Origin of the sequence: Methylobacterium thuringiense (genome assembly GCF_022179645.1) — a bacterium.
In the GTDB taxonomy this organism is placed as follows: Bacteria; Pseudomonadota; Alphaproteobacteria; order Rhizobiales; family Beijerinckiaceae; genus Methylobacterium; species Methylobacterium thuringiense.
Genome location: NZ_BPRA01000010.1, coordinates 131438 through 155629, shown reverse-complemented (window position 1 = coordinate 155629; position 24192 = coordinate 131438). Strand labels below are relative to the sequence as shown.

The window sequence follows — 24192 nt, the reverse complement described above, 5'->3', positions numbered from 1 at the left end:
AAGCGCCCGGCGATCCTCACCAATTTTGCGCCCCGAAATCCAAACGGCTATGATCAAAGAACGCCAAGTCACGGCAGCGCAGTGGGTGATTCGCTGGCATCGACCACCGACAGGTTCGGAATCGTACGCGCACTTAGGTGCGTAAAACACGTCGACTTGGTGGGCAGTCGCTGATCCGCGATGCTATGAAATCAATGACTTAGACCACGTTTCGCGCCAAACTGACGTGGCCTCGACAGCCGACGCAGCCACCGGCCGGTCGTCAGAGCGTGAAACGATGGCGCCGTCTGCCCGACGGTCTCACGGCGTCTCGTCGGTGCTCGCGCGCAGGAGTTGGCCCGCGACGTCGTTGACCGTCGGCGGCGACTCGCGGGTGAAGGGCAGCGGGCGGCAGACGGCCATGGCCGCGAGACCGAATCGCGCCGTCATCAGCCCGTTCAGGACCCCTTCGCCGAGCTTCGCCGAGATCCGCGCCGCCACGCCGAGGCCGAGCACCTGCTGGAGCACGCCCTCCCCCACCGCCATGCCGCCGGTGACGGTGAGGTGGGCGAAGGCGGCCCGCGCCAGCCGGAGGAAGCCGAGGAAGCCCGGCCTTCCGCCGTAGATCGAAGCGATCCTTCGCAGCAGGCGCACGGCGGCGAAGACCACGAAGGCGACGTCGACGATGGCCCGCGGCGAGAGTGCGGTGACCGCCGAGACCTGCTTGGCGGATTGCGCGATGGCGTTCTTCGCCCGCGCGTCGAGGGGCGCGAGCAGCTCGCGCTCGGCGATGCCGATGCGGTCGTCGACGTCGAGGATGGCGTCTCCGAGCGCATCGAGGCGGGCCCGGCCCTCGGCGAGCGCCGGGCGGTCGGCGTAGAAGGCGCGCAGATCCCTCACGACCCCTTGCGCCGCCGTGTGATCCCGCGTCGCCAGCGCCTCCATCGCCTTGGCGCGCAGCACCTCGATCTTGCGCTCGCGCCAGACGCCGGCGATCTCGCGGACGACGATGGCGGTGAGCGCGATCAGCGCCAGCGCCAGCAGGGCCAGCGCGACCCAACCGAGCCAGGGTGCAGCGGAGAACAGGTCGACGATCAGCCGCTCGATCGACAGGCCGATCGCGATCGAGACGAGGCCGCCGAGCGCCGCGAAGAACAGGCTCAACCAGGGCGCGCGGCGCTTCGGGGCGACCGGCACCACGACGCCGTCGGCGGCCTCGACGATCTCGAAGGGCTCTTCGACCAGCCGGATTTTTTCGCCCATCGCCGTTGGGGCGTCGGCAGTCTCGACAACGTCGGCGCTGGGGATGCGGAAGGCGCGGGGGCGTTGGCTCATGACAGGCGATCCCCGATGAGAAACTGCATGGCCCGGTCGAGCCGGATCATCGGCAGGTCGCCGGGCCGGCCGAGCGGGTCGGGCTTGATCACCGGCGGGCGGAAGCGCGGAAATCGCAGCGATCCCGGCGGCACGGCACCCTCGAGCACGGCCTCGGCGCTCGCCGGCAGCTCGCCGGGAAACACCGCCGCCTCGGTCGAACCATCGAAGATGTCGTCGCCGACCTGCTCGCCGGCCTCCGGCGTGCCGGAGACGGCGCGCAGCACGAGATCACCATCGTGCACCGTCGTCTCGCGCGTGGCCCGCACCGAGGCCAATGCCACGGTGCCCACCCGGGCGCCCGCAGCTTCGGTCCGTCGCATGGCACGGGCAACGAGCAGGCGCAGCAGTGCGTCGAGCCGGTCGTGGCTGGTCTGGTGGAGGTGGTCGGCCTTGGTGGCGGCGAACAGGATCTTGTCGGCCCGCGGCGCGAAAAAGTAGGAAATCAGCGTGTTGCGGCCGATGCGGAAGGACAGGAGCACGGCGTCGATCGCCTCCTCCAGCTCAGCGAGTGCGGCCGGCCCGGCATCGACGGCGGAGAGCACGTCGACCAGCACGATCTGCCGATCCACCCTTTGAAAATGGTCGCGAAAAAACGGCACCACGACCTTGGCCTTGTAGGCCTCGAAGCGCCGCTCCATCAGCGCGGCGAGGCTGTCGGGCCTGATGCTCTCGCCCAACCGGTCGAGCGGCGCGAAGGTCAGCATCGGCGAGCCGGCGAGGTCGCCCGGCATCAGGAAGCGCCCCGGCGGGGTCGTCGCCACGGCCTCGGGGCCGGCGCGCAGCGCTGCGAGATAGGCCTTGAAGGCATCCGCCGCGCGCTCGGCGACGATCTCGTCGAGCGGCCCGTCGGGATCGAGGCCCTTCAGCGTCTCCAACCACGGTGCGGCCATGGCAGCGCGGCCGGCCCTGCGGGTGCCGAGGATCGTGGCGCGCGACCAGCCGACATAGCTCTGCTCGATCAGCGCCAGATCGAGCAGCCACTCGCCGGGATAGTCGACCACGTCGAGATTGAGCGTGCCGGGGCCGCTGCGCCAGCCGCCTTTGCGCTCGTACTCGATGGCCAGACGGAACTGGCTGATCCGATCGGTGGAGCGCGGCCAGCGCCGCTCCCCCGTCAGCGCCGAAAAATGCTCCTCGAAGGGGAAGCGCGGCACGTCGTCGTCCGGCTGCGGCACGAGCCGGGCGCGGCGCAGGCGCCCTTCCTGCGCGGGCGTGAAGGCCGGCAGCCGGTGGCCCTCGACGAGGTGATGGATCAGCGCGGTGGTGAACACCGTCTTGCCCGAGCGGGCCAGCCCGGTGACGCCGAGCCGCAGCGTCGGCTGGATCAGGAGATCGCTGGAGGCTTCGGCAAAGGCCTTGATCGCGGAGCCGGCTTGCGCGGCGAAGTCGGACAGGGGCGGCAAGGCAGACTCGGGCGCGCGGGATCGATGGGATGGCGACGGTTGAGGTGGCGCGGGGGCGCGGGTCGCGCAAGGCTATGGCTCGGAACCATGCCGGTTTCCCGCGGCACCCGCGAGGCTCGGGATCAGGATTGGGGCAGAACTTTCTCGCACGCTCCGGCGCGTGGGCCGCGCCGACGATTGACGCGGCGCCGTCCGACCGCACAAGTCCCGAGACACCGCGAGCACCCCAAGGCAATCGATTGAACATTCTGCTGACCGTCGTCGCGATCATCTCGCTCATCGGAGGTCTCGTGGCCTCCTTCGTGATCCAGAGCGACATTCGCGTCGAGATCGTCGCGACCTGCTGGATCGGAGGATTTCTCCTGATGGGGATTGCGCATATCCTGATGCGGCTGCAGCGGATCGAGAGGCTGCTGACGGGTCGGCCGGCGGAAGACCCTGAAGGGGCGGATTAATGCCTTTCGCGCTCTTTTTTCCGCGACCCGTCCCGGTTCGCTTAACTGTCGATCAACTTGTCGCCATAGATGATTGGCGCAGGATACGTCCTGACCTACCTTCTCGCTCCGAAGCGATCCGTCGTCTCGTTGAGCGATCTCTTAAGGAGGCTCCTGATGCCTGACCGCAAGAAGGTTGATCGGCACGACGAATCCGCGCGCATCGAAGCTCCCCTCACGCCGGAAGAAGTCGTTGATGCCGTTAAGCAAAACCTCGAGCGAGCCGCAGACATCAGACGCGACGCCGACGAGCGAAGAAAACGGCTGCGAGGGGCTCTCCGCGGGCCCACCAAGCGGTTCGGTGTATGACTTCTTGTACCAGGATGTTCGCCGCGTCGGCTCATTTCTAGCACAGTTTGACGAGTACGGGGTCCGTCAGTCCGTGAAGGCGACTGAGAGCACCGGGCGCACACAGACGGTGAAAGGCACAGCTAGCGGCACGGTAGGTCTCCCGGCCGCACTGGGGGGATCTGCAACGGTTGACGCAACGACTGCGGACGAAACTAAAGATCTTGCTGAGCACACATTTGATCCACTCTGGGCAAATTCTCGACGCCTACTCGACTACCTCCACGAGCATGATCTCATCGAATATGATGCCTGGGAAGCGCGCCTGGGTCGTTTTGTAATTATTGAGGGCCCTATTTCCGTCATTGATGCAAATCTACTAACGCCAATCTTTTTAGATCCAGACTTATTTGACTCTCTACTAGCTCAAGCTTGCCGTGAGGCGAACACTGACCCTGCGTCGCCCGAAGGTCAAGAATTTCGTCGAGGAATGAATGTCGTATCGACAATTCCGAAAGCCATACATTTATATGTGTTCAAACCGCAGTCTTATACATGGGCTACTTTGACCGCCGAATCGCTTGTAACATCTGCTCACGACATAGCATTTAAGCATGGGGCCCTAATGCGCGGACACTGGAAGGTGCTCGGTATTTTAGACGCATGGCCAGACCACCGAAATGAGCCTTCTGATGATGACCCGGATCCGAAGACGCTCGACGAACTGGGGGCAAACATCCTGCCCGAAGGGCTTCTTAAAATAGCAGCCAACCTCACCAATATTGCTCGAAATGTTACCGGACGTCCAAGAGATTACTTCGGAGTAACGCCACTTTTGATTTTTCGGGAAGTATCTGGGGAGTAGTCCCACCGCCTACTTATTCTCTCCTGACTGCCTCTGCGCCGCCAAACACTCCAAGTAAACCCAATCCCGGGCGCAGATCATTCGAGCGCGACAGGATCGACGATGTCGCAGCGAGGGGTGCCATTTCAGATCAAACCATCCCGGTTCTGTCACCTGCCAAGCCCCCGCTCAATTCGCCGCCGAAGCCGCCGCGCCCGTGAACCCGAGCCGCGCGATCGCCGCCGCGATCAGCGCCGGGCTTGCTCGCAGCGAGCCGAGCTCCACCGAGGACATCGCCAGCATCACCGGGGCGAGCCGGGCGGTGGGCGTGCCGTCGGCCGCGAACAGGCCGAGATCGTCCTCGGGCTTGAGCCCGACGCTGGTGGCGATCCGGTCGGCATAGGCCCGGATGCGGGTCTCGTCGGTGCTGCAGAACGGGGCCGGCACACGCAGATCGAGCAGGCTGCCGGCGGGCAGTCCCGCGGCGAGCGAGGGCAGGCTCGCGGATTCGGCCACCAGCCGGTCGGAGGCGAGGAGCGCCGACGGGTCGTCCGCGCCGCGCGTGGGCGGGCGCACCGGGCGCAGGACGGCGGGGGGCGCTGCATCGAGGGGAAACCGGGGCGGAGGTGCAAGTCCGCTCGACGTGGCGAGGCCGTGGATCGGCTGCGCCGTCCTCGCGGGCGGCGACGGGCCGATGCCGGCGGCGATGTCGGCGACGGGTCTCGGCGCGGCGATACGGGCCACCCGTCCCGGATGGCCGGCGAGCCGGGCACGGGCCGACCACGGCTGGACCCGCAACGCCCCCCCGCCGCCCGAGCGCGCGGACACGACACGACGCGGGGCGCCGCCGCGCGCATGCCCGGCGAGGAAGCGGGCGCGCAGGGTGCTGCCGATGCCGCGGGGCGCGAGCGCCGTCGAGACCCGCGGGCCCGAGGGAGTCCGTTTCGCGCTTCCCGGCGACGACACGGCCACTTGGCCGCCCCCGCATTCCGCCGGCGCCCAGCGCCGCACGATGGCCAGCGCCGTGCGGCGGCCGTACTGGCGATAGTAGCGGCGCAGCAGGGTCGCGGCGGCATCGGCCCCGTCGGCCGCGGTGGCGAAGCCGGTGTGACCCTCGCCGTCGCCGCCGAGTTCGCCGCGCCAGCGCGCCTGCTTGATGCACCAGTAATTGTTGAGCTTGACGCAACGGGCCACGAAGCCCGGTTCGCTGTCCGCGTATTTCACGACGAGGGCGAGGGAGGCCGGCATCAGCGCCGCCCCGGCCTCGTCGCGCCAGTTCGAGACCGCCCGCGCCGTCGCGCTGAAATACGGCAGCGCCGGAGCCGATGGATTCGTATCGAGGGTGGTGCGCAGCGACAGCTGCCCGGCAGGGGCGAGACGCGCCCGCGCGGCCTCGATGCCGGCATCGAGGCGCGGCAGGACCGTCGTCAGGGCGAGGAGCGCTTCGAGAAGCACGGACGGGATCTCAGCGGATTCGAGCTTGGCACTTCTAGCACAACGACCCCGCGCGCGCGGGGTTCGCCCGCACGCCTACGCTATCCACACAGTCAGGCCGCCGCCGATCAGCTGATCGGACGACGGTCGCTGCTTGTCGCCCTGCACGGACGGTTCGATGCCCGCGCCGATATTGTCCGGCCAGGAACCGGGGCCGCGAACGGAACTTGCCTCATCGAGCCGGTGCTTCGACCGGCACGTTCGACCGGCAAGAGGGAAACGCTATGGCAAGCGATACCGAAAAGCACCAAGAGCTGCTCAGCGCTCTCAAGACGGCTCAGGGGCAGGGTGACGGCTCCTTCGAGCGCGCCGTCACGGCCGCCTTCGCGCATGTCTTCGAGCACCTGGAGCACCTGAACACGCTCGGCGGCCCGGATGAAGAAGGCCGTCCCTTGAAACCCGGCGAGTCGTCGACCCTGCGATAGAGGCAGGCAGTACCGCCCGCGCGAACGGCATGGTCTCAAACAGCGCCGTCGCGAGGGCGACCCGGCGGGAGCTTGGCCCGACCGTCACGGGACGACGTACGCGCAGCGACGACCGTCGGAATGCGACCGCTACCGCGCCTCCGCCTCCGTCAGCCCTCTCGGCGTCACGAACCGCTCCAGCCGCCCCCCTCCCCGTCCGACATCGCCCCAGTGCTCGACCGCGAAGGCGATCACCGCGAGCCCGGCCGTCGGAAACTTCTCGTGCAGGTCTTCGCGCAATGTCGCCGGACCGCTGCCGACGAGGAACAAGGCGAGGTCCTGGAAGCCGGGGTTGTGTCCGATCACCAGCAGGGTCTCGGCGGAATCGGGCGCGGAGCGCACGGCGTCGAGGGTGCGGTGGGCCGAGGCCTCGTAGATCATGGGCACGATCTCGGGCGCGGTTTCGGGCACGATGGCGGGAAGCGCGCCGCGCAGACGCTCCCAGGTCTCCAGCGTGCGCCGGGCCGGCGAGACCATCACGTAGTCGGGCACCAGCCCTTCCGCCGCGAGATAGGCGCCGATGCGCGGTGCGGCGGCGCGGCCGCGGGCATTGAGCGGCCGCTCGATGTCGGCGACGCCCGCGGGCCAGGCGGATTTGGCGTGGCGCAGCAGGATGAGACGGCGCGAAAGGGTCACGACTGGGCGCTCACGAGAAACCGACGGGGGCGTGGGGGACGTAGGATCCTTCGAGCGTCGCGATCTCGTCGGGCGTCAGCGTGACGTCGAGCGCCGCCACCGCGTCGTCGAGATGGCCGGGCTTCGAGGCGCCGACGATCGGCGCGGTCACCACGGGCTTCGAGAGCAGCCAAGCCAGGGCCACCTGCGCCCGCGGGATGCCGCGCTTCCGGGCGACCGTCGCCACCGCCGCGATGACGCGGTTGTCCGCCTCGACGGTGGCATCGTAGAGCCCGACGCCCGTGACGTCGCTGTCCTGGCGGGACGAGGTCGTGCCGGCGTCGCGCGTCAGCCGTCCGCGGGCGAGCGGGCTCCAGGGCAACACGGCGATGCCCTGGTCGGCGCAGAGCGGCAGCATCTCGCGCTCCTCCTCGCGGCTGATGAGGTTGTAGTGATCCTGCATCGTGGCGAACCGCGTCCAGCCGTTGCGATCTGCGATGTAGAGCGCCTTCGCGAACTGCCAGGCGAACATCGAGGAGGCGCCGATATAGCGCGCCTTGCCGGCCTTCACGACGTCGTGCAGCGCCTCCAGCGTCACCTCGATCGGCGTGCCGTCATCCCAGCGGTGGATCTGGTAGAGGTCGACATGGTCGGTGCCGAGGCGCTTCAGGCTGGCGTCGATCGACGAAAAGATCGCCTTTCGCGAGAGGCCTCCGGAATTCGGCCGGTCGGTGAGCGGGAAATACACCTTGGTCGCGAGCACGATCTCGTCGCGCACCCCGAAATCCTTGAGCGCGCGCCCGACGATCTCTTCGGAGGTGCCGTCCGAATAGAAATTCGCCGTGTCGAAGAAGTTGAAGCCGAGATCCAGCGCCTTCTTCAGGAGCGGACGGCTGTCGGCCTCGGTCATCGTCCAGGGATGGGGGCCGCGCTCCGGCACGCCGTAGGTCATGCAGCCGAGACAGAGGGCCGAGACGTCGAGGCCGGTGCGGCCGAGTTTCTTGGTCTTCATGGTGCGCGTACTCCGCGTGTCCGGGGTGCGGTGTCGCGCTCGACATAGAGCGGCCGAAAAGACCTCCCATGTCCGGGCGACCATGCCCTCCGCGAATGGGGACGCCATGCCGCACGATCCCCGCTTCGGCCCCGATCCCGATGCGCTCCACCCGATGCCCGGCCACCGACGGGTGACGTTCGTCAAGAACCTCGACCTGCCCGAAAACGTCTCGGTCGGCGCCTACACCTATTACGACGATCCGGCCGGGCCGAACGCCTTCCTCGACAACATCCTCTACCACTTCCCCTTCATCGGCGACCGGCTGACGATCGGGCGCTTCTGCGCGATGGCCGCCGGCACCCGCTTCCTGATGAACGGCGGCAACCACCGCATGAGCGGGCCCTCGACCTATCCGTTCCCGATCTTCGGCGGCGGCTGGACCGGGCGCTTTCCCGGCGAGCTGGACTTTCCGAACCGCGGCGACACGGTCGTCGGCCACGACGTCTGGTTCGGCATGGGGGCGACGGTGATGCCGGGCGTGACCATCGGCGACGGCGCGGTGATCGGCACCCTCGCCGTGGTGGCGCAGGACGTGCCGCCCTACGCGATCGTCGCCGGCAACCCGGCCCGGATCGTACGGCGGCGCGTGAGCGAAACGGAGGCCGCGCGCCTGCAGGCCATCGCCTGGTGGGACTGGGAGCCGGAGCGCCTCACCCGCGCCCTGCCCGCGATCAGCGGCGGCGACGTGGACGCCCTCAAACGGGCGGCGGGCGGATCCGACGTCTGATTGAAACAGCGATGCGTGGCGTCCGCCGGGAGCCTTGCGGCCTGCCGGCGGCCCTGGTCCTCAGCCTTTCCGCCGCGTCATGAAGGCCAGCTTCTCGAACAGGCTCACATCCTGCTCGTTCTTCAGGAGCGCGCCATGCAGCGGCGGGATCAGCTTGCGTCCATCCTGCTCGCGGAGCGTCTCCGGCGTCACGTCTTCCGAGACCAAGAGCTTGAGCCAGTCGAGGAGCTCGGAGGTCGAGGGCTTCTTCTTCAGGCCCGGCACCTCGCGGGTCTCGAGGAAGACGCGCAGGGCCTCCTCGACGAGGCGCTGCTTGATGCCCGGATAATGCACCGCGACGATGGCCTTCAGGGTCTCGGCGTCGGGGAAGCGGATGTAGTGGAAGAAGCAGCGCCGCAGGAAGGCGTCGGGCAGCTCCTTCTCGTTGTTCGAAGTAATGATGACGATCGGCCTCTGAACAGCCTTGACCGTCTCGCCGGTCTCGTAAACGAAGAACTCCATGCGATCGAGTTCGGTCAGCAGGTCGTTCGGAAACTCGATGTCGGCCTTGTCGACCTCGTCGATCAGCAGCACCGGCCGCTCGGGCGCCGTGAAGGCCTGCCAGAGCTTGCCGCGGCGGATGTAGTTGGAAATGTCCGTGACGCGCGGATCGCCGAGCTGCGAGTCGCGCAGGCGCGAGACCGCGTCGTACTCGTAGAGACCCTGCTGCGCCTTGGTGGTCGACTTGATGTTCCAGGTCAGCAGCGGCGCGCCGAGGCCGCGGGCGATCTCTTCGGCCAGCACCGTCTTGCCGGTTCCGGGCTCGCCCTTCACCAGCAGCGGGCGCTCCAGCACGATCGCGGCGTTGACGGCGGTGGTGAGGTCCGAGGTCGCGACGTAGGAGGCGGTTCCGGTAAAGCGCATCAGGTGTCGTTTCCGCGAGATGTGACGGGCGGCTCGCTCCGAACACTTGTGCGCCCATGAGCCGCTGGATATATCTCCAGACATATGACGGAGGGCTTTTATGGACAACTCTCCTCAGAAGCGTGCCTTGCACACCTATCGCGCTAAGCTGGCCGAACGCGGCATGGCTCGTTTTGAGGTGCTCGGACGCGATACCGATCGCGCTCTGATACGGTCCGTGGCCCGCCACTTGGCCAAGGACGGACCTGAAGCGGTTCAACTGCGTCAAACCATCAGTGGAGTCGTGGATCCCGCATCCTCCGAGAAGGGCGGTATCTTCAGAGCATTGCGCCGTTCACCGCTCGTCGGCGTCGAACTCGACCTGACTAGGCCGCGTATCGCAGAGCGTGACGTCGATCTGTGACGCGCTTTCTGCTCGACACGAACATCATCAGCAATTCGCTCAAGCCTGCCCCGGCACCTCGACTTGCGGAATGGATGGCTGAGCAGCGGAGCGACAGCCTCTTCATCGCTTCGATGACCGTGGCGGAGTTGCAGCGGGGTATTCTCAGTCTTCAGCCTGGGAGAAAGCGCGCGACACTGCAGCATTGGTTGGAAGGTCCCGGAGGACTGCTGGCGCTCTTCGCAGGCCGGGTGCTGCCGTTCGATACGAAGGCTGCCCTCGCCTGGGCAGCTCTCATGGCGGACGGACGGAAAGCAGGGCGACCCCGCTCTCCTCTCGATATGATCCTGGCAGCGACCGCTGATGTCCACGGCTGTATCGTTGCAACGGACAATGAGCGTGACTTCGAAGGTCTTCGGTTCATGAATCCGCTTCGACCCGCGGATACGCGGCAGTAGCGGTGGAACGCGCTACAGCGACTTCCCGTCGTGCCACACGCAGTTCGTGCCCAGAATCGCGAGGTTCACGTCCGATTTCTGCGGCTGCGGCAGGATCTTGCCGTCCATGGCGACGTCGATCTTGATCTCGACCTGGCCCTTGGCCTCGTTCGTGCGGCGCGAGAAGTAGCAGTATTGCTGGTAGGGCTTCTCCTCGGACGGCTTGAAGTTCCAGCCGGTGACGATCTGGCCGTCGAGGTAGGGCACCTGCTTGAACACCGTGAAGGTGGTGTTCACCGGCGCCTTCGAGTTCGGGGCGGAATCCGCGCCGAGCTGGGCCTTGGTCGGGGTCGGCACGGACGACTCGCGCTGCGCCGGAAGGCCTTCGAGCTTCAGGGTGTTGTCGGTGAGCGTGACCTCGCCCTTGGTCTTGAGCGTGACGTCCGACAGAGCCGTCTGCATGGCGGCGGCGATTTTCTCGGCCGCCGAGTCGAACTGGTTCATGTAGGCCCAGCCGTAGGAGGCCGCGCCGATGCCCACGCCGGCCAGCGCAACGAAGATCCCCGCGCCGATCGCCCGCTGCATGAAGGCGCGGGCGAAGATCATGCGCGCTTCCGCCCGCAGGCGGCCGTTCACGTTCTGGGCGAGGACGAGGTTCTCGTGCGTGCCCGGCGTATGGATGCTCATGCGGTGGCTCCCGCGCTGGAGGCCGGCATGTTCGACTGGACGAGCGGAGGCTGGCGCCGCTCGGCCTGCCGGTCGATCGGGATGATGGAGCCCGACGCCGCAACCGTCGGCGGTACCATCGGCCGCGGATTGCTGAGCTGCTGCTCCTCCCGCAGGGCGTCGGTGATCGAGGCGAGCAGGTACGGCGTCGCCTCGGCCGAGACGTCTGCGCCGAGGTCGTCCTCGTCCATGAAGGTCCGGCGCACCGAGACCGCCGACAGCGCCAGGATGGTCGAGGCGAAGGCGGCGCACAAAGCCGGCACGAACACGAAGATGCGCAGGAAGGCGTGGACCTGCGCGTCGGTGACCTCGATCGGGTCGACGCCGTAGACCATGGCGGTGAAGCTGTGCAGCTGCGAGCGGTTGACGGCGTTGCGGTAGGCCTGCTCCGTATCGGCGACCTTGCGGTCGGCCGCGCCGCGATCGATCCCGGCGCGCGCCTGCCGGGCGGATTCGAGATCCTTCGTCACGGCGCCGCGGTCGGCACCCGCCTTGTTGACGGCCGCGTTCAGCGTGGCGACGCGGGGGTCGGCCACGCATTTCAGGTTCGAATAGGCCTTGCCCTTGCTGTTGGTACCGGAGATGCGCTCGCAGCGCTGGGCCGGCAGGCCGGCAAGCTGCGAGGCGTTCTCGCCCGAGCGCTTCTCGATCTGCTCCAGCTCGTTCGTGTACTGCGTCACGCGGGCGTCGGCCGCCGCGATCCGGGTATCGATGGAGGCGCGGTCGTTCTGCGCGTCCTTCATCGCGGTCTTCGCCTTGGCCGCGTCCATCAGGCGGGGATGGAACATCATCTCGCCGAGCTGCGAGACCGACTTGGTGGTCACGCCGGCCGCGAAGATGATGCCGAGGATGGCCAGCCCCTTGATGAACCAGGAGCGCTGCGTGCGCGCCAGGATGCCGAGCGGCACGCGGCAGAGCTCCACCGCGGCGTAGACCAGCGGCGCGAGCAGCATGAAGTGGAAGGCACGGTTGTCGCCGTCGCTGTAATAGTCGGCGAAGAGCCAAGCGCCGGCGAGCGATGCGCCGATGACCATGAACTCGACGAGATACGCGATCCCGACATAGCCCCACTTGATCTTGTAGCCGCGCTCGACGTCGCGCGCCTGTTTCCAGCGCTGGACGTCGAGGGCCCATTCGCGCCGCTCGCGGAGGACGTCCCGGCTCGGGGGCTGCTTGCGGAAGGTCAGCATGCGGTCAACTCGGGCTCGAAAGGACACGCCTGGCGCGATATTGAGGATTCGTTAACACGCTGGTTATGCGGGCATTGTGCCGAAGTTGTGCCGCATGCTGCGCGTGCGAACGAAGCGGTGGACGGTGGTTTTCGTGCATCACGGGGCACGGGGTACGGGCGCCCCGTGTGCGCTCCGGCACGCCGGCTGCCCGCGGGCTCGGCCATATCGGCCAAATCCCCGCTCGCGGCCGAATTCCGGTTGCCCCGCCATGGCTTGCCCCCTCATGATGCGACATCCGTCCTGCTTGCGGACGGTCGACCCTCGCTGCGAAGGCTGAGCAAGCACGCCGATGACCGATCCCACCGCTGCCGGGGCCCAGGTCGCCGCTGCCGGCGAGAATCTCGGGGCCTACCAGGAGGCCATCATCTTCCTGGTGACGGCGGGCGTGGTGGTGCCGCTGTTCCACCGCCTGCGGATCAGCCCGGTGCTCGGCTTCATCGGCGCGGGCGCGCTTCTCGGGCCCTTCGGCCTCGGGCGTCTCGCCGATTCCTATCCCTGGCTCGGTCCGATCACGATCGGGAACCGCGCCGAGATCTCGCATCTCGCCGAGTTCGGCGTGATCTTCCTGATGTTCATGATCGGCGTCGAGCTGTCCTGGGAGCGCCTGCGCGTCCTGCGCCGGCTCGTCTTCGGCCTCGGCTCGATCCAGGTGATCGCCTCGGCCACCGTGATCGGCGGCCTGCTCGCGGCCACCGGGCAGTCGGCGGCGGCCTCCATCGTCGTCGGGATCGGGCTCGCCCTCTCCTCGACCGCCGTGGTGCTGCCGGTGCTCGCCGAGCAGAAGCGGCTCAACACGCCGGCCGGCCGCACCAGCTTCGCCGTGCTGCTGTTCCAGGACCTCGCCGTCGCCCCCGTCCTGTTCGCCATCGCGGTGCTCGGCCGCAACGACGGCGCCAATGTCGGCAGCGCGCTGGCGCTGGCGCTCGGCCAGGCGGCGGTGGCGATCGTCGTCATCGTCATCGCCGGCCGGCTGGCGCTGCGCCCGCTCTTCCAGCTCGTGGCGCGCACCAAGAGCCCGGAGCTGTTCATGGCGGCCTGCCTGCTCGTCATCGCGGCGACCTCGCTGACGGCGGCCGCGAGCGGCCTCTCGATGACGCTCGGCGCCTTCGTCGCCGGCCTTCTGCTCGCCGAGACCGAGTATCGCCGCGCCATCGAGGCGACGATCGATCCGTTCAAGGGCCTGCTGCTCGGCGTGTTCTTCGTCTCGGTGGGCATGAGCCTCGATCCGGCCCAGCTCGTCGCGGCCCCCGTGCTGATCCTCGGCCTCGCGGTCGCGCTCCTCGTGGTGAAGGGCGCGGTGATCCTCGTCGGCGCCCGCATCATGCGGCTGTCGAAGCCGGTGGCGTTCGAGACGGCCCTGCTGCTCGGCCCCGGCGGCGAGTTCGCCTTCGTGCTGCTCGGCGGCGCCATTGCCGGCGGCCTCGTGCCGGAGGCGCTCGGCCAGACGGCGCTGATCGTCACCACCGTGACCATGATCGCGATCCCGCCCCTTTCGCTGCTCGCCCGCCGGATCGGCCGGCGCTCGACCAAGACGAATCTCGGCCGGGCGCGGGCCGAACCGCCGCCGGATGCGCAGGCGGATCGCGTCATCGTCGCGGGCTACGGCCGCGTCGGCCGCCTCGTCGGCGAGATGCTGAAGCGCCACAAGATCCCGTTCATCGCGCTGGATTCCGACCCCGTGCGCGTCGCCGAGCAGCGCCGCCTCGGCAACCCGGTCTATTTCGGAGATTCCTCCAGCACCGAGCTACTGCGCCGCTGCGACATCGCCACGGCGCGCGCCCTCGTGGTCACGCTCGATTCCTCGGCGGGTGTCGAGGCCGTGGTGCAGGCGGCCCGGGCCGAGCGGGCCGACCTCACCATCGTCGCCCGCGCCCGCGACGCGCGGCATGCGACGGAACTCTACGAGATGGGCGTCGACGACGCGGTGCCGGAGACCATCGAGGCCTCGCTCCAGCTCTCGGAAGCGGTGCTCGTCGATGTCGGGGTGCCGATGGGCCTCGTCATCGCCTCGATCCACGAGCGCCGGGACGAGTTCCGCACCATGCTGAAGCGGAAGGAAGCCGAGACCCGGCCGGTCTTCCGGGCGCGGCGCACCATCGGCAAGACCCTGGACGCGAAGGGATCGGACGGAAAGGCCGCCGACGCGAAGGACGACAAGGCCAAGGCGGGAATCGGCAAGACGGCCTGATTCAAGACGGCCTGACCCAAGAGGGATCGAACCCGCAGGCTTCGGTCAGTCGTCGCGATCGCCATAGAGATCGTCGCCGTCCTCCGTCGACGGAGGCGGCGCCTGGAACCCCTGCTCGCCCGCGAGGCTGCAGCGATAGACCACCTCGTCCGGCGCGCCCATGGCGGCATTGAGCGGCACGGCCACCGTGTCCCCGTGGAAGCGCCACTTGCGGGTGCCCTTGTCCCAGTAGAGCCACACGGTCTCCTCGTGGCCCTTCACGTCGAACACCGCCGCCTTCTTCGACATGGCCCGCACGGTGCGGGGCTCGTAGAGGCCCTTGCGCCGATAGGCCTCGCGGAACTGCGGCGGCTGCCGCTCGATGAGGGTGTTGTGCACGATCTGAATCGTGGCGCCCGGCTTCCGCAGAAACCGTTTGAAGTCACTCAAGGAACGCAAGACGACGGTCATCTCAACCATCCGGTCGACAAGTCCAGGTACGCAGGACTCTTGTTCAATGACTTGATTGTCAGCTTCGTGACGGAGTCGATGACTCTCCAAAGCCGCACCCTCGACATATCCACCGGATTCCGATTCTTTCCACAGATGAGTGCATTCTCCTGCTGCCAAGCTTGCCGGATCGTTAGCCAAGTCACGAGAATTGCTTGCGCTTCCCTCACGCCGACGTGACCGGGCGGGCCGGGCTTGACCCCGGCGGCAGCCTCGGGTGGTGTCGCCCGCGATGCTGCTGAACCTCTTCACCGCCCTGCGCGAGGCCAAGGTCCCGGTCACCCTGCGCGAGCACCTGACGCTGCTCGACGCGATGGACCGCGATCTTGCGGAGAAGAGCGTCGAGGAGTTCTACCTCCTTGCGCGCGCCGTCCTGGTGAAGGACGAGCGCAACCTCGACCGCTTCGACCGCGTCTTCGGGCAGGTCTTCAAGGGCGTCGAGACCGTGGGCGAGGCGATGGAGCCGGCCGCCATCCCCGAGGAATGGCTGCGCAAGCTCGCGGAGAAGTACCTCACCGACGACGAGAAGGCCGAGCTGAAGGCGCTCGGCTGGGACAAGCTGTTCGAGACCCTGAAGCAGCGCCTCGCCGAGCAGAAGGAGCGCCACCAGGGCGGCTCGAAATGGATCGGCACCGGGGGCACCTCCCCCTTCGGCGCCTACGGCTACAACCCGGAGGGCATCCGCATCGGCCAGGACGGCAACCGCAACTTCCGTGCGGTGAAGGTCTGGGACAAGCGCGAGTTCAGGGACCTCGACGACGGCGTCGAACTCGGTACGCGCACCATGCGGATCGCGCTCCGGCGGCTACGCCGCTTCGCCCGCACGGGCGCGGCGGAGGAACTCGACCTCGACGCGACGATCCGCGAGAGCGCCCGCCAGGGCTATATCGACGTGCGGCTGCGCCCCGAGCGGCGCAACGCCGTGAAGGTGCTGCTGTTTCTCGACGTCGGCGGCTCGATGGACTGGCATGTCGGGCTCGCCGAGGAGCTGTTCTCGGCCTGCCGGAGCGAATTCAAGCACTTCGCCCATTTCTACTTCCACAACTGCCCCTACGAATCCGTTTGGACCGAGAACCACCGCCGCCACGACGAGCGCACGCCGCTGCTCGACGTGATCCGAACCTACGGCCCGGATTACCGCGTGGTCTTCGTCGGCGACGCCGCGATGAGCCCCTACGAGATCGCCATGGCCGGCGGCTCGGTGGAGCATTGGAACGAGGAGCCCGGCCAGGTCTGGCTGACCCGCGTGCTGGACCACTTCCCCAAGGCCGCCTGGCTCAACCCGGTGCCCGAGGCGCACTGGGCCTACACCCAGTCGATCGGCATGATGCGCCGGATCTTTTCGGAGCGGATGTTCCCGCTGACGCTCGACGGGATCGATGCCGCGACGCGGGCGCTGCTGAAGTGAGCGATCTGCTGCGCTTTGCCCAGGCTCTCGGCACCCGGACGCTCAGCCCTGCCGGGCCGGCGTCGTCACGGTGAGCCCGTCCAACTCGGGCTTGATCCGGATCTGGCAGGACAGGCGCGAGGTCGCGCGCACGTCGGAGGCGAAGTCGAGCATGTCCTGCTCCATCGGCTCGGAGGGGCCGACGGCCTCCATCCAGGCGTCGTCGACATAGACGTGGCAGGTCGCGCAGGCGCAGGCGCCGCCGCACTCGGCGTCGATACCGGGGACGTTGTTGCGGATCGCGGTCTCCATCACGGTGGATCCGACCTGACCGTCGATCGTGCGGGCCGTGCCTGCGTGATCGACGTAGGTGATCTTGGGCATGCCTTGCTCCGCGGTGGTGCCGATGCGCCTGAGCGCGTTTCTAATGCCTTCGCGCCGCTTGTTGGCGGGGCGCGGGCCGGAATGCAAGCGCAGACGGAGGGCGCGGGCCGCCTTCGGGCGCCTACGCCGCAGCGGACGAGGGCCGCGTGATCCGGCAGAGCCTTAGAGCCGCCCGGCGAGAGCCGCGAGCGTCTCGTCGACGGCGATCGCCAGCGCCTGGATCGGATCGGCCGCCGCCGGGCTCCCGGCCCGCAGCGCGTCCTCCGCCTCGGACGCCCGGGCCGCGACCCGCGCCGCGCCGACGCCGAGCGCCGAGCCCTTCAACGTGTGGGCGAGATCGGCCCGGTCGCCGGCCTGCAGGGCGGCGTTTTCGAGGCCCGGCATCAGTCGCCGACACTGCTCTTCGAACAGGCCGAGAAGCTCGTCGGCGAGGGCCTCGTCGCCGAAGGTCTGGGCGTCGAGATGGGCCCGATCGAGGAGCGTTTCGTCGGCCAAGTCCGTCTCCCGACTCCGTTTTCCGGATCGCGTTATGATTTCGGACCGATCTGTCCACAGCCGAGGTTCGGCGGCGGCGCACCGTTTAAGCGTTGGCGCGTCACGACATAAGTAGCCCCTCCGGGCGCTTGCACCGGCGTGGTAACCATTCCGTTAAGGTTTTTGTTCGCTGCCGCGGCGCTCGGGTATCCGGCACCCGCAGCGGGGACTAAACTTCGAGGACAAACGGGTAAATCCGTCTCCGTTCGGGCTCGTCCCGGTGCGGAGACCATGCGTAACGAGGCGTTTCATGGCCACGGAAAAGAAGCTCAAGGATCCGGCGGAGGCCGCTCTCTCCGCGATCGAGCAGGCCCTGGCCCTGGATATGTCGAATCTCGACCTGTCGTCCGACGGCCGGGCCAAAGGCGCCTTCGCCGAGCCGCCGATGGGTCTGTCCTTCGACGACGACGTGGCGCGTCCGGCCAACGACCGCGTCGAGCCGCGCATGCCCGACGTCGGCGACAACGACCTGCTGAACGAGCCGAGCGGCCGCCTGGCGCCCCCTCCCCTCGATGTCGGCAGCGACCTGCCGCAGGCGCAGCGCGGCCGCTCACGCCGCGAGGGCGGCCTGCTGCCGCCCGACCGCTCCCTCGTCGCCAACGACGACCGCCAGAGCATCGGCGTCCTGCAGCAGACCCTGCGCGTCCGCCCCTCGCGCAAGCCTTACGTGTTCGCGGCGATCTTCTCGTTCCTGTGGCTGAACGGCCTGATCGCGCTGGCCTGGAACCAGTCCGGCGGCGACCTCAAGAGCTACATCACGGGGCTCACCGCCCTGCAGGCCGCCGTCGGCGCGACGGCGTTGGGCGGGCCGATCCTGTTGTTCCTGATCACCGCGATGCTCGCGGTCCGCGCCCACGAGATGCGCCTCGTCGCCCGCGCCGTCGGCGAGGTCGCGATCCGTCTGGCCGAGCCCGAGTCGTTCTCGACCGACGCCGTGCTGACCATGTCGCAGACCGTACGCCGCGAGGTCGCCGCCGTCGGCGACGGCGTCGAGCGGGCGCTGGCGCGGGCCGGCGAACTGGAGACCCTGGTGCGCGGCGAGATCGCCACCCTGGAACGGGCCTATTCCGACAACGAGATCCGCATCCGCACCCTGGTCGACGAGCTGGTCGCGCAGCGGGAATCCATCGTCGCCAACGCCGAGCGCGTGCGCGGCGCCATCACCGGCTCGCATCAGAACCTCAGCCAGGAGCTCGAAGGCGCCGCCGAGCGCATCGTCAGCGCCGTCACCGGCGCGGGCGACCGCGTCACCGGCGCCCTGGAGAGCCGCGGCGAGGCCATCACCGGCGCGCTGGGCGAGGCCGGCGACCGTGTGGTCGGGCTGGTCTCGACGCGCGGCGACGAGCTGATCCAGCGCCTGCTCGCCACGAGCGAGGGCGTGCGCGCCGGTATCGCCGAGTCCGGCGACAGCATGACCCGCACCTTCGAGACCCGCGCCGGCGAGGTCGCCCGCGCCTTCGAGGCTGCGAGCGGTAGCCTCACCGCGAGCCTGTCCGACCATGCCGGCACGGTCTCCCGTGCCCTCCAGGAGACCGGCTCGGGCGTCATCACCATGCTCGGCCGCCAGGGCGGCGAGGTCCGCGAGAGCTTCGAGCGCTCGGCGCAGGAGCTGGAGGCGGCCTTCCTCACCCGCGGCGGCGAGCTGTCGGAGCGCTTCGCCGCGACCGGCTCGGAGATCACCGCGCGCTTCGCCGACACGGGCGACGCCTTCCGCCGCGACTTCACCGCCGCCGGCCTGTCGCTCACCGACGACATCGCCGCCCGCAGCGCGGCGCTTCGCAACGAGATCGAGGCGGCCGGCGCCGGCGTCTCCGACACCATCGACGCCCGCGGCCGCGACGCCCAGGCCGCCCTCGCCCTCACCGCGAGCGGCGTGGTCGAGGCCTTCACCGCCCGCGCCGGCAGCGTGCGCGACGAACTCACCGCGTCGGCCGAGCGCATCGCCGGCACCGTCGGCGAGCGCGGCGCGGAACTCGCCGACCGCATCGAGGCGGCCGCACACCGCCTCCACGAGACCGTCACCGTCCGCGGCAACGAACTCGGCAACGGGCTCGACGCCTCGGCCGAACGCGTCTCCGGCCTGATGGCCCAGCGCGGCCGCGAGGCCGTCGCCGAAGTCGAGGCCGCCCTCGCCCGGATCGGCGGCACCTTCGAGAGCCACGCCGACGACGCCGTCGCCCGCTTCCGGGACAGTGCCGACAGCGCCGGCGGCGCCGTCGTGCAGCGCCTGGCCACCGCCTCGCTGCGCTTCGAGGAGGCCTCCAACGGCCTGCGCCAGGCGGCCGACGACTCGGCCGGCCATGTCGAGGCCCGCACCGTCCAGATCCTGGACCGCTTCCGGCAATCCGCGCAGGGCGTCGCCGGTGAGATCGGCACCCGCACGGACGCCTCGCTCCAGGCCGTCGAAGCCGCCATCGCCCGCCTCGGCGACGGCCTCCAGGCCCGCGCGGAAGAGGCGACCGGCGCTCTCGCCTTCGCCTCGGCCGGAATCGGCGAGGCGCTCGGCGCCCGCATCGGCGAGCTGGAATCGCGCTTCGGCCAACATGGCGACAGCCTCACCGGCCTGCTCTCGACCCATACCGACGACGCGCAGAACCGGCTCGCCTCGGCCGGACACGACATCGTGCTGGCGATGACGACCCAGGCCGCGCGCATCAACGACGTGCTGACCCGCAGCGGCACCGCCTTCGCCGAGACCGCCGACGGCCATGCCCGCGCCGTCGACGACGTGCTCAACAACCGCCTCGCCGCCCTCCAGGAGACCATCGCCCGCGGCGACATCCTCGCCGACAGGATCTCGCGCGATACCGGTGCGCTGGCAGGCACGGTGGGCGGCCATCTCGAGCAGATGGACCGGATCATCACGGTGCAGGGCCAGTCGATGGCCGACCGCATCGCCGAGCGCACCCGCGAGGCGCGCGAGGCCGTCGAAACCCATCTCGGCCAGCTGGAAGCGCGCTCCGCGCAGCGGTCCGACGAGATCCGCGCCACCATCACGAGCCTCGTCGGCAGCGTCGACACGCAACTCGGTGCCCGGGCCGGCGAGATCGGCGAACGGATCGAGCGCCACGCCGCGGAACTCGTCTCCCGTCTCGACGAGAGCGCAGGCCGCCTCGACACCGGCGTCCTCAGCCGTCTCTCGGCCGTCGGCATCACCCTGGACGAGCGCACCCGCGCCCTCGACGAGACCCTTGCCGGACGTGCCGGCGAGATCGGCGCGCGGATCGAGCGTCAGACCTCCGATCTCGTCGCCCGCCTCGACGAGAGTGCCGGCCGCATCGACAGCGGCGTGCTGAACCGCCTCGCGGCCGTCGGCGCCACGCTGGAGGAGCGCGCCCGCGCCCTCGACGAGACGCTGGGCGCCCGCGCCGGCGAACTCGGCGCGCGCTTCACCCAGCAGACCTCCGACCTCGTCGCCCGCCTCGACGAGAGCGCCAACCGCTTCGACACCGGCGTGCTCAGCCGCCTCGACGCCGTCGGCACCACGCTGGAAGAGCGTGCCCGCGCCCTCGACGAGACCCTCGACGCCCAGGCGGTCGATGCCGTCCGCCTGATCGAGGCGCGCCTGCGCGCCGCCACCGACGACCTGTCGAACCGCACCCGCGAGATCGTCGCCTTCGTCGAGACCCGCAGCGGCGGCACCAGCCAGGCGCTGGCCGGCCATGCCGACGCGATCCGCCGCGCCTTCGACGAGCGCACCGACGCCTTCAACCAGCTCTTCGACGCGCGCACCGCCGCGATGGCCTCGACCATCGACGAGCGCGGCAACCTCGTCGTCGGCTCCCTGAACGGCCGCGTCTCCGAGATCGCGCGCCTGTTCGATGGCGGCGGCGCCTCGCTGGCGCAGGCCCTCGACCAGCGCGGCCAGACCATCCTGTCGAGCCTGCGCGCCATCGTCGACGAGGCCGACCGGCTGCTCGGCGACGGCGTCGGCCGCCTTGGCGAGGCGGTCGCCACCCGCACGCACGAGATCCGCGACCTGCTCGACAGCCGCACGCAGGACCTGGCCCGCGTCGTCCAGGAGGGCACCGGCACCATCCGCGGCCAGCTGGACACCGGTACGGACGCCTTCCGTGCCAGCGTCGACGAGCGCGTCCGCGGTATCCAGTCCGTCCTCGACAGCCATGCCGGCGAGGTCCGCGGACTGCTCGACAGCCATGCGAGCGCGCTCGGCGAGGGCTTCGACAGCCGGATCCGGCCGCTGCACGAAGGGCTTGCCGGCAAGGCCCGCGAGTTCCTGTCCGTGGTCGAAGCCGGCCTCGGCCACACCACCGGCGCGATGGAAACCCGCACCAACGCATTGGCCGCGATGTTCGACGACCGCCTCGGCCGGCTCGACGGCGTGTTCGAGAACCGCGTCGCGGCGCTGACCCAGCAGGTCGACCAGCGTTCGCAAGGCCTTGCGGCCGTGTTCGACGAACGCCTGCAGGCGCTGGGCAGCCTCGTCGAGACGCAGGGCGCCGGCATCACCCGGGCCTTCGACGACCGCAGCCAGGACTTCACCAGCCGGATCGACAGCCGGATGAAGACCTTCGCCACCCTCGTCGCCTCGCGCGCCGACGCCCTGGCCGACGCCTTCGACGAGCGTCACGAGGCCTTCGCCGGCCTCGTCGACGAGCGCACCGCCCGCACCATCGCGGCGATGGACGAGCGCGTAAACAAGCAGGCGGCGCTCGCCGAGGCGCATGCCACGGCGCTGGCCCGCGTGCTCGACCAGCGCAACGAGGCGGTGGCCGCGCTGCTCGACAGCCGCAACGCCGCGGTCGCCGAGAACATGCGCCAGCGGACCGAAGCCGCCGCCGGCCTGATCGAGGCCCAGGTCGAGGATCTCGCCCGCCGCCTCGACGGCAGCGCCGAATCCGTCGCCCGCACCATCGCGGGCGGCACCGCCTCCCTCGTCGAGGCCATCGACGGCCGCGGCCGCGCCGTCATCGCGGGGATCGCCGGCCAGACCGACCGCCTGCGCCAGACCGTCGACGGTCCGGCCGCCGCGGTCGCCGCCGCCCTGTCCGAGCGCGGGGACCAGATCGAGCGGGCGCTCGCCGAGCACGGCACGCCGCTGGTCGAGGCACTGAACCAGCGCGCCGACGAGTTCGTCGCCCGCACCGGCGAATCCGCCGCGGCGCTCCGCGCTGCGATCGAGGAGGGCGCGACGCGCTCCACCGCCTCGCTGGCCGAGGCCAACGAGATGCTCGGGCGCAACCTCGGCGGCGTGCTCACCCGCATCGAGGGCGCCAACACCGCCATGCGCGAGCTGGTCTCGGGCGCGACGGGCAATCTCGGCGCGATCGAGCAGGGTCTCGCCGGCCGGGTCGAGCAGATCCAGGCGGCGCTCGGCCAGATCGCCGGCGAGGCGAGCCGCGCCACCGAGGGCGTCTCGACCCAGGTGGTGGCTCTTCGCGAAGTCTCGCAGGGCGTCCTCACCGAGGCGGCGGCCCTCGCCGCCTCCCTCGATGCCCGCAGCCGCAGCCTCGGCGAGCAGACGCAGGCCCATGTCGCGAGCCTGACCGGCGCCGCCGGCTCGATCGAGACGATCGAGGGCCGCCTCGCCGAGACCCTGAAGGGCCGCCAGGGCGAGGTCGAGGGCGTGCTCGCCCGGATCGAGGAGCGCTCGGGAGCGCTGGAGGCGCAGTCGGCCCGGTTCTCGGCCACCGTCGAGGAGACGCTACGCGCCGCCGAAGCCCGCGCCCGGGAGATCGGCGAGAGCCTGTCCCAGGCCGCGATCACCGCCGGCAGCAGCGTCACCGGCGATTTCGAGCGGCTGCGCTCGGGCGCCGACGAGCAGAGCGAGCGCACCGTCGCCGCCGTGAAGGCGACGATCGCCTCGGCCTCGAGCCAGATGACCGAGGCGCTCGGCGCCGCCTCCGCCGGCTTCGGGGAATCGGTCACCGCGATGAACGCGATGGCCGCCGAGATCCGGCGCGAGCTCGACGCCACCCGCGCCGAGATCCAGCGCGGCGTGCTGGAGATCCCGCGCGAGACGCAGGACCAGACCAGCGAGATGCGCCGGGTCGTCTCGGAGCAGATCGAGGCGCTGAACGCCCTCGCCAGCCTGGTCTCGCGCTCGAACCGCGGCGCCGACGTGGTGCAGCCGCAGGTCATGGAGCAGCGCCGGGTGGCCGGAGCCGGCTCGGAGCCGGTGAGGGCCGCCGCCCAGGCCGCGCCCTCCCCGGCTCCGGGCGCCTTCAAGACCGCGCCGACGGCTTCGGCTCCGGCGGCGGCGCGTCCGGCGGCGGCTCCGAGCACGGCTCAGCTCGGCCAGCCGGCCCGTCCGGCCCAAACGACGGCCCGCCCCGGCGGCAACCGCGGCTGGCTCTCCGACCTGCTGACCCGCGCCTCCCTCGACGACGACGAGGGCGATGCTCCGGCCGCCGCCGCCGCGCCGACGGAGGCCGCGTCGGCCGCCAGCCGGACGACGCTCGACAGCATCTCCACGGACATCGCCAAGATGGTCGACCATCAGGCCGCCGTGGACCTGTGGAACCGCTACCGCCGGGGTGATCCGAACCTGTTCGACGGCCGGCTCTACACCGCCCACGGCCGCCAGACCTTCCAGGACCTGAAGCAGCGCTACGGCGGCGACGGCGAGTTCCGCCGGACCGTCGACCGCTACGTCGCCGAGTTCGAGCGCCTGCTCGGCGAGGTCACCAAGAACGACCGCGACAGCAAGCGGGCCGACGCCTACCTCACCTCCGAGACGGGCAAGGTCTACACGATGCTGGCCCATGCCAGCGGACGCTTCGACGGGATCTGAGGGGGAGGCGGGGCGAAAGCCCTGCCGGCCTCACGCA

20 protein-coding genes are annotated in these 24192 nt (G+C 69.6%); 9 read left to right on the top strand and 11 right to left on the bottom strand.

All coding sequences use genetic code 11. From position 1 onward, the window contains the following. Positions 1-300: 300 nt before the first annotated feature. A complete protein-coding gene (locus MFF07_RS12380) occupies positions 301-1314 on the bottom strand; it encodes a YcjF family protein (protein WP_147818961.1) in 1014 nt (337 codons plus the stop codon). Then, on the bottom strand, positions 1311-2759 hold the full coding sequence (locus tag MFF07_RS12375; RefSeq protein WP_238232065.1) for a YcjX family GTP-binding protein: 1449 nt from the start codon (positions 2757-2759) through the stop codon (positions 1311-1313). The genes MFF07_RS12380 and MFF07_RS12375 overlap by 4 nt, the downstream gene beginning before the upstream one ends. A gap of 128 nt (positions 2760-2887) precedes the next feature. On the opposite strand from MFF07_RS12375, the gene MFF07_RS12370 reads away from it, so the two are divergent. Further along, a complete protein-coding gene (locus MFF07_RS12370; RefSeq protein WP_147818957.1) occupies positions 2888-3214 on the top strand; it encodes a hypothetical protein in 327 nt (108 codons plus the stop codon). Positions 3215-3389: 175 nt separating this feature from the next. Continuing rightward, a complete protein-coding gene (locus tag MFF07_RS12365; RefSeq protein ID WP_238232063.1) occupies positions 3390-4406 on the top strand; it encodes a DUF6414 family protein in 1017 nt (338 codons plus the stop codon). A 168-nt stretch (positions 4407-4574) separates the two neighbouring features. On the opposite strand, the gene MFF07_RS12360 is transcribed toward MFF07_RS12365, so the two are convergent. After that, entirely contained in the window at positions 4575-5840 is a 1266-nt protein-coding gene (locus MFF07_RS12360; protein WP_238232062.1) for a hypothetical protein, read from the bottom strand. Between the two features lie 263 nt (positions 5841-6103). On the opposite strand from MFF07_RS12360, the gene MFF07_RS12355 reads away from it, so the two are divergent. Further along, a complete protein-coding gene (locus MFF07_RS12355; protein ID WP_147818771.1) occupies positions 6104-6304 on the top strand; it encodes a hypothetical protein in 201 nt (66 codons plus the stop codon). Positions 6305-6433: 129 nt separating this feature from the next. Here the strand turns inward: MFF07_RS12355 and MFF07_RS12350 are convergent, their stop codons facing one another. Then, positions 6434-6979, bottom strand: a complete 546-nt coding sequence (locus tag MFF07_RS12350; protein WP_147818769.1) for a SixA phosphatase family protein — start codon at positions 6977-6979, stop codon at positions 6434-6436. A 10-nt stretch (positions 6980-6989) separates the two neighbouring features. After that, positions 6990-7970, bottom strand: a complete 981-nt coding sequence (locus tag MFF07_RS12345; protein WP_147818767.1) for an aldo/keto reductase — start codon at positions 7968-7970, stop codon at positions 6990-6992. Between the two features lie 106 nt (positions 7971-8076). On the opposite strand from MFF07_RS12345, the gene MFF07_RS12340 reads away from it, so the two are divergent. After that, the gene (locus MFF07_RS12340) at positions 8077-8739 is read left to right on the top strand and encodes a CatB-related O-acetyltransferase (RefSeq protein ID WP_147818765.1); all 663 of its coding nucleotides are present in this window, start codon (positions 8077-8079) and stop codon (positions 8737-8739) included. Positions 8740-8799: 60 nt separating this feature from the next. Here the strand turns inward: MFF07_RS12340 and MFF07_RS12335 are convergent, their stop codons facing one another. Beyond that, a complete protein-coding gene (locus tag MFF07_RS12335) occupies positions 8800-9642 on the bottom strand; it encodes an AAA family ATPase (RefSeq protein ID WP_147818763.1) in 843 nt (280 codons plus the stop codon). 100 nt (positions 9643-9742) lie between these two features. On the opposite strand from MFF07_RS12335, the gene MFF07_RS12330 reads away from it, so the two are divergent. After that, positions 9743-10045, top strand: coding sequence for a hypothetical protein (locus MFF07_RS12330; protein ID WP_147818761.1), 303 nt, complete (start codon positions 9743-9745; stop codon positions 10043-10045). Next, positions 10042-10482 carry a PIN domain-containing protein gene (locus MFF07_RS12325; RefSeq protein ID WP_147818759.1) on the top strand — a complete coding sequence of 147 codons (441 nt, stop codon included), beginning with the start codon at positions 10042-10044 and terminating at the stop codon, positions 10480-10482. Before MFF07_RS12330 ends, MFF07_RS12325 begins: the two co-directional genes overlap by 4 nt. A 12-nt stretch (positions 10483-10494) precedes the next feature. Here MFF07_RS12325 and MFF07_RS12320 read toward each other — a convergent pair whose 3' ends face one another. Continuing rightward, on the bottom strand, positions 10495-11148 hold the full coding sequence (locus MFF07_RS12320) for a hypothetical protein (RefSeq protein ID WP_147818757.1): 654 nt from the start codon (positions 11146-11148) through the stop codon (positions 10495-10497). Continuing rightward, positions 11145-12377: an ATPase gene (locus MFF07_RS12315; RefSeq protein WP_147818755.1), complete on the bottom strand. Its 1233-nt coding sequence runs from the start codon at positions 12375-12377 to the stop codon at positions 11145-11147. The genes MFF07_RS12320 and MFF07_RS12315 overlap by 4 nt, the downstream gene beginning before the upstream one ends. Before the next feature lie 331 nt (positions 12378-12708). On the opposite strand from MFF07_RS12315, the gene MFF07_RS12310 reads away from it, so the two are divergent. After that, positions 12709-14607, top strand: a complete 1899-nt coding sequence (locus MFF07_RS12310) for a cation:proton antiporter domain-containing protein (RefSeq protein WP_147818753.1) — start codon at positions 12709-12711, stop codon at positions 14605-14607. A 45-nt stretch (positions 14608-14652) separates the two neighbouring features. Here the strand turns inward: MFF07_RS12310 and MFF07_RS12305 are convergent, their stop codons facing one another. Next, entirely contained in the window at positions 14653-15057 is a 405-nt protein-coding gene (locus tag MFF07_RS12305) for a hypothetical protein (protein WP_238232060.1), read from the bottom strand. Between the two features lie 271 nt (positions 15058-15328). On the opposite strand from MFF07_RS12305, the gene MFF07_RS12300 reads away from it, so the two are divergent. After that, the gene (locus MFF07_RS12300) at positions 15329-16504 is read left to right on the top strand and encodes a vWA domain-containing protein (protein ID WP_147818751.1); all 1176 of its coding nucleotides are present in this window, start codon (positions 15329-15331) and stop codon (positions 16502-16504) included. Positions 16505-16546: 42 nt separating this feature from the next. Here MFF07_RS12300 and MFF07_RS12295 read toward each other — a convergent pair whose 3' ends face one another. Then, positions 16547-16867, bottom strand: coding sequence for a 2Fe-2S iron-sulfur cluster-binding protein (locus tag MFF07_RS12295; RefSeq protein ID WP_147818749.1), 321 nt, complete (start codon positions 16865-16867; stop codon positions 16547-16549). A gap of 162 nt (positions 16868-17029) precedes the next feature. Then, positions 17030-17362 (bottom strand): Hpt domain-containing protein, encoded by a 333-nt coding sequence (locus MFF07_RS12290; protein ID WP_238232059.1) that lies wholly within the window; start codon positions 17360-17362, stop codon positions 17030-17032. Between the two features lie 289 nt (positions 17363-17651). On the opposite strand from MFF07_RS12290, the gene MFF07_RS12285 reads away from it, so the two are divergent. Further along, positions 17652-24155, top strand: coding sequence for an apolipoprotein A-IV repeat region-like domain-containing protein (locus MFF07_RS12285; protein ID WP_238232058.1), 6504 nt, complete (start codon positions 17652-17654; stop codon positions 24153-24155). Positions 24156-24192: the final 37 nt, after the last annotated feature.

Excerpts from the sequence above, each read along its gene's own strand:
- MFF07_RS12320 (WP_147818757.1), bottom strand. The coding sequence starts at position 11,148 with ATGAGCATCCATACGCCGGGCACGCACGAGAACCTCGTCCTCGCCCAG.
- MFF07_RS12380 (WP_147818961.1), bottom strand. The coding sequence starts at position 1,314 with ATGAGCCAACGCCCCCGCGCCTTCCGCATCCCCAGCGCCGACGTTGTC.
- MFF07_RS12305 (WP_238232060.1), bottom strand. The coding sequence starts at position 15,057 with ATGACCGTCGTCTTGCGTTCCTTGAGTGACTTCAAACGGTTTCTGCGG.
- MFF07_RS12330 (WP_147818761.1), top strand. The coding sequence starts at position 9,743 with ATGGACAACTCTCCTCAGAAGCGTGCCTTGCACACCTATCGCGCTAAG.
- MFF07_RS12355 (WP_147818771.1), top strand. The coding sequence starts at position 6,104 with ATGGCAAGCGATACCGAAAAGCACCAAGAGCTGCTCAGCGCTCTCAAG.
- MFF07_RS12285 (WP_238232058.1), top strand. The coding sequence starts at position 17,652 with ATGGCCACGGAAAAGAAGCTCAAGGATCCGGCGGAGGCCGCTCTCTCC.
- MFF07_RS12300 (WP_147818751.1), top strand. The coding sequence starts at position 15,329 with ATGCTGCTGAACCTCTTCACCGCCCTGCGCGAGGCCAAGGTCCCGGTC.
- MFF07_RS12295 (WP_147818749.1), bottom strand. The coding sequence starts at position 16,867 with ATGCCCAAGATCACCTACGTCGATCACGCAGGCACGGCCCGCACGATC.
- MFF07_RS12340 (WP_147818765.1), top strand. The coding sequence starts at position 8,077 with ATGCCGCACGATCCCCGCTTCGGCCCCGATCCCGATGCGCTCCACCCG.
- MFF07_RS12345 (WP_147818767.1), bottom strand. The coding sequence starts at position 7,970 with ATGAAGACCAAGAAACTCGGCCGCACCGGCCTCGACGTCTCGGCCCTC.
- MFF07_RS12335 (WP_147818763.1), bottom strand. The coding sequence starts at position 9,642 with ATGCGCTTTACCGGAACCGCCTCCTACGTCGCGACCTCGGACCTCACC.
- MFF07_RS12315 (WP_147818755.1), bottom strand. The coding sequence starts at position 12,377 with ATGCTGACCTTCCGCAAGCAGCCCCCGAGCCGGGACGTCCTCCGCGAG.
- MFF07_RS12310 (WP_147818753.1), top strand. The coding sequence starts at position 12,709 with ATGACCGATCCCACCGCTGCCGGGGCCCAGGTCGCCGCTGCCGGCGAG.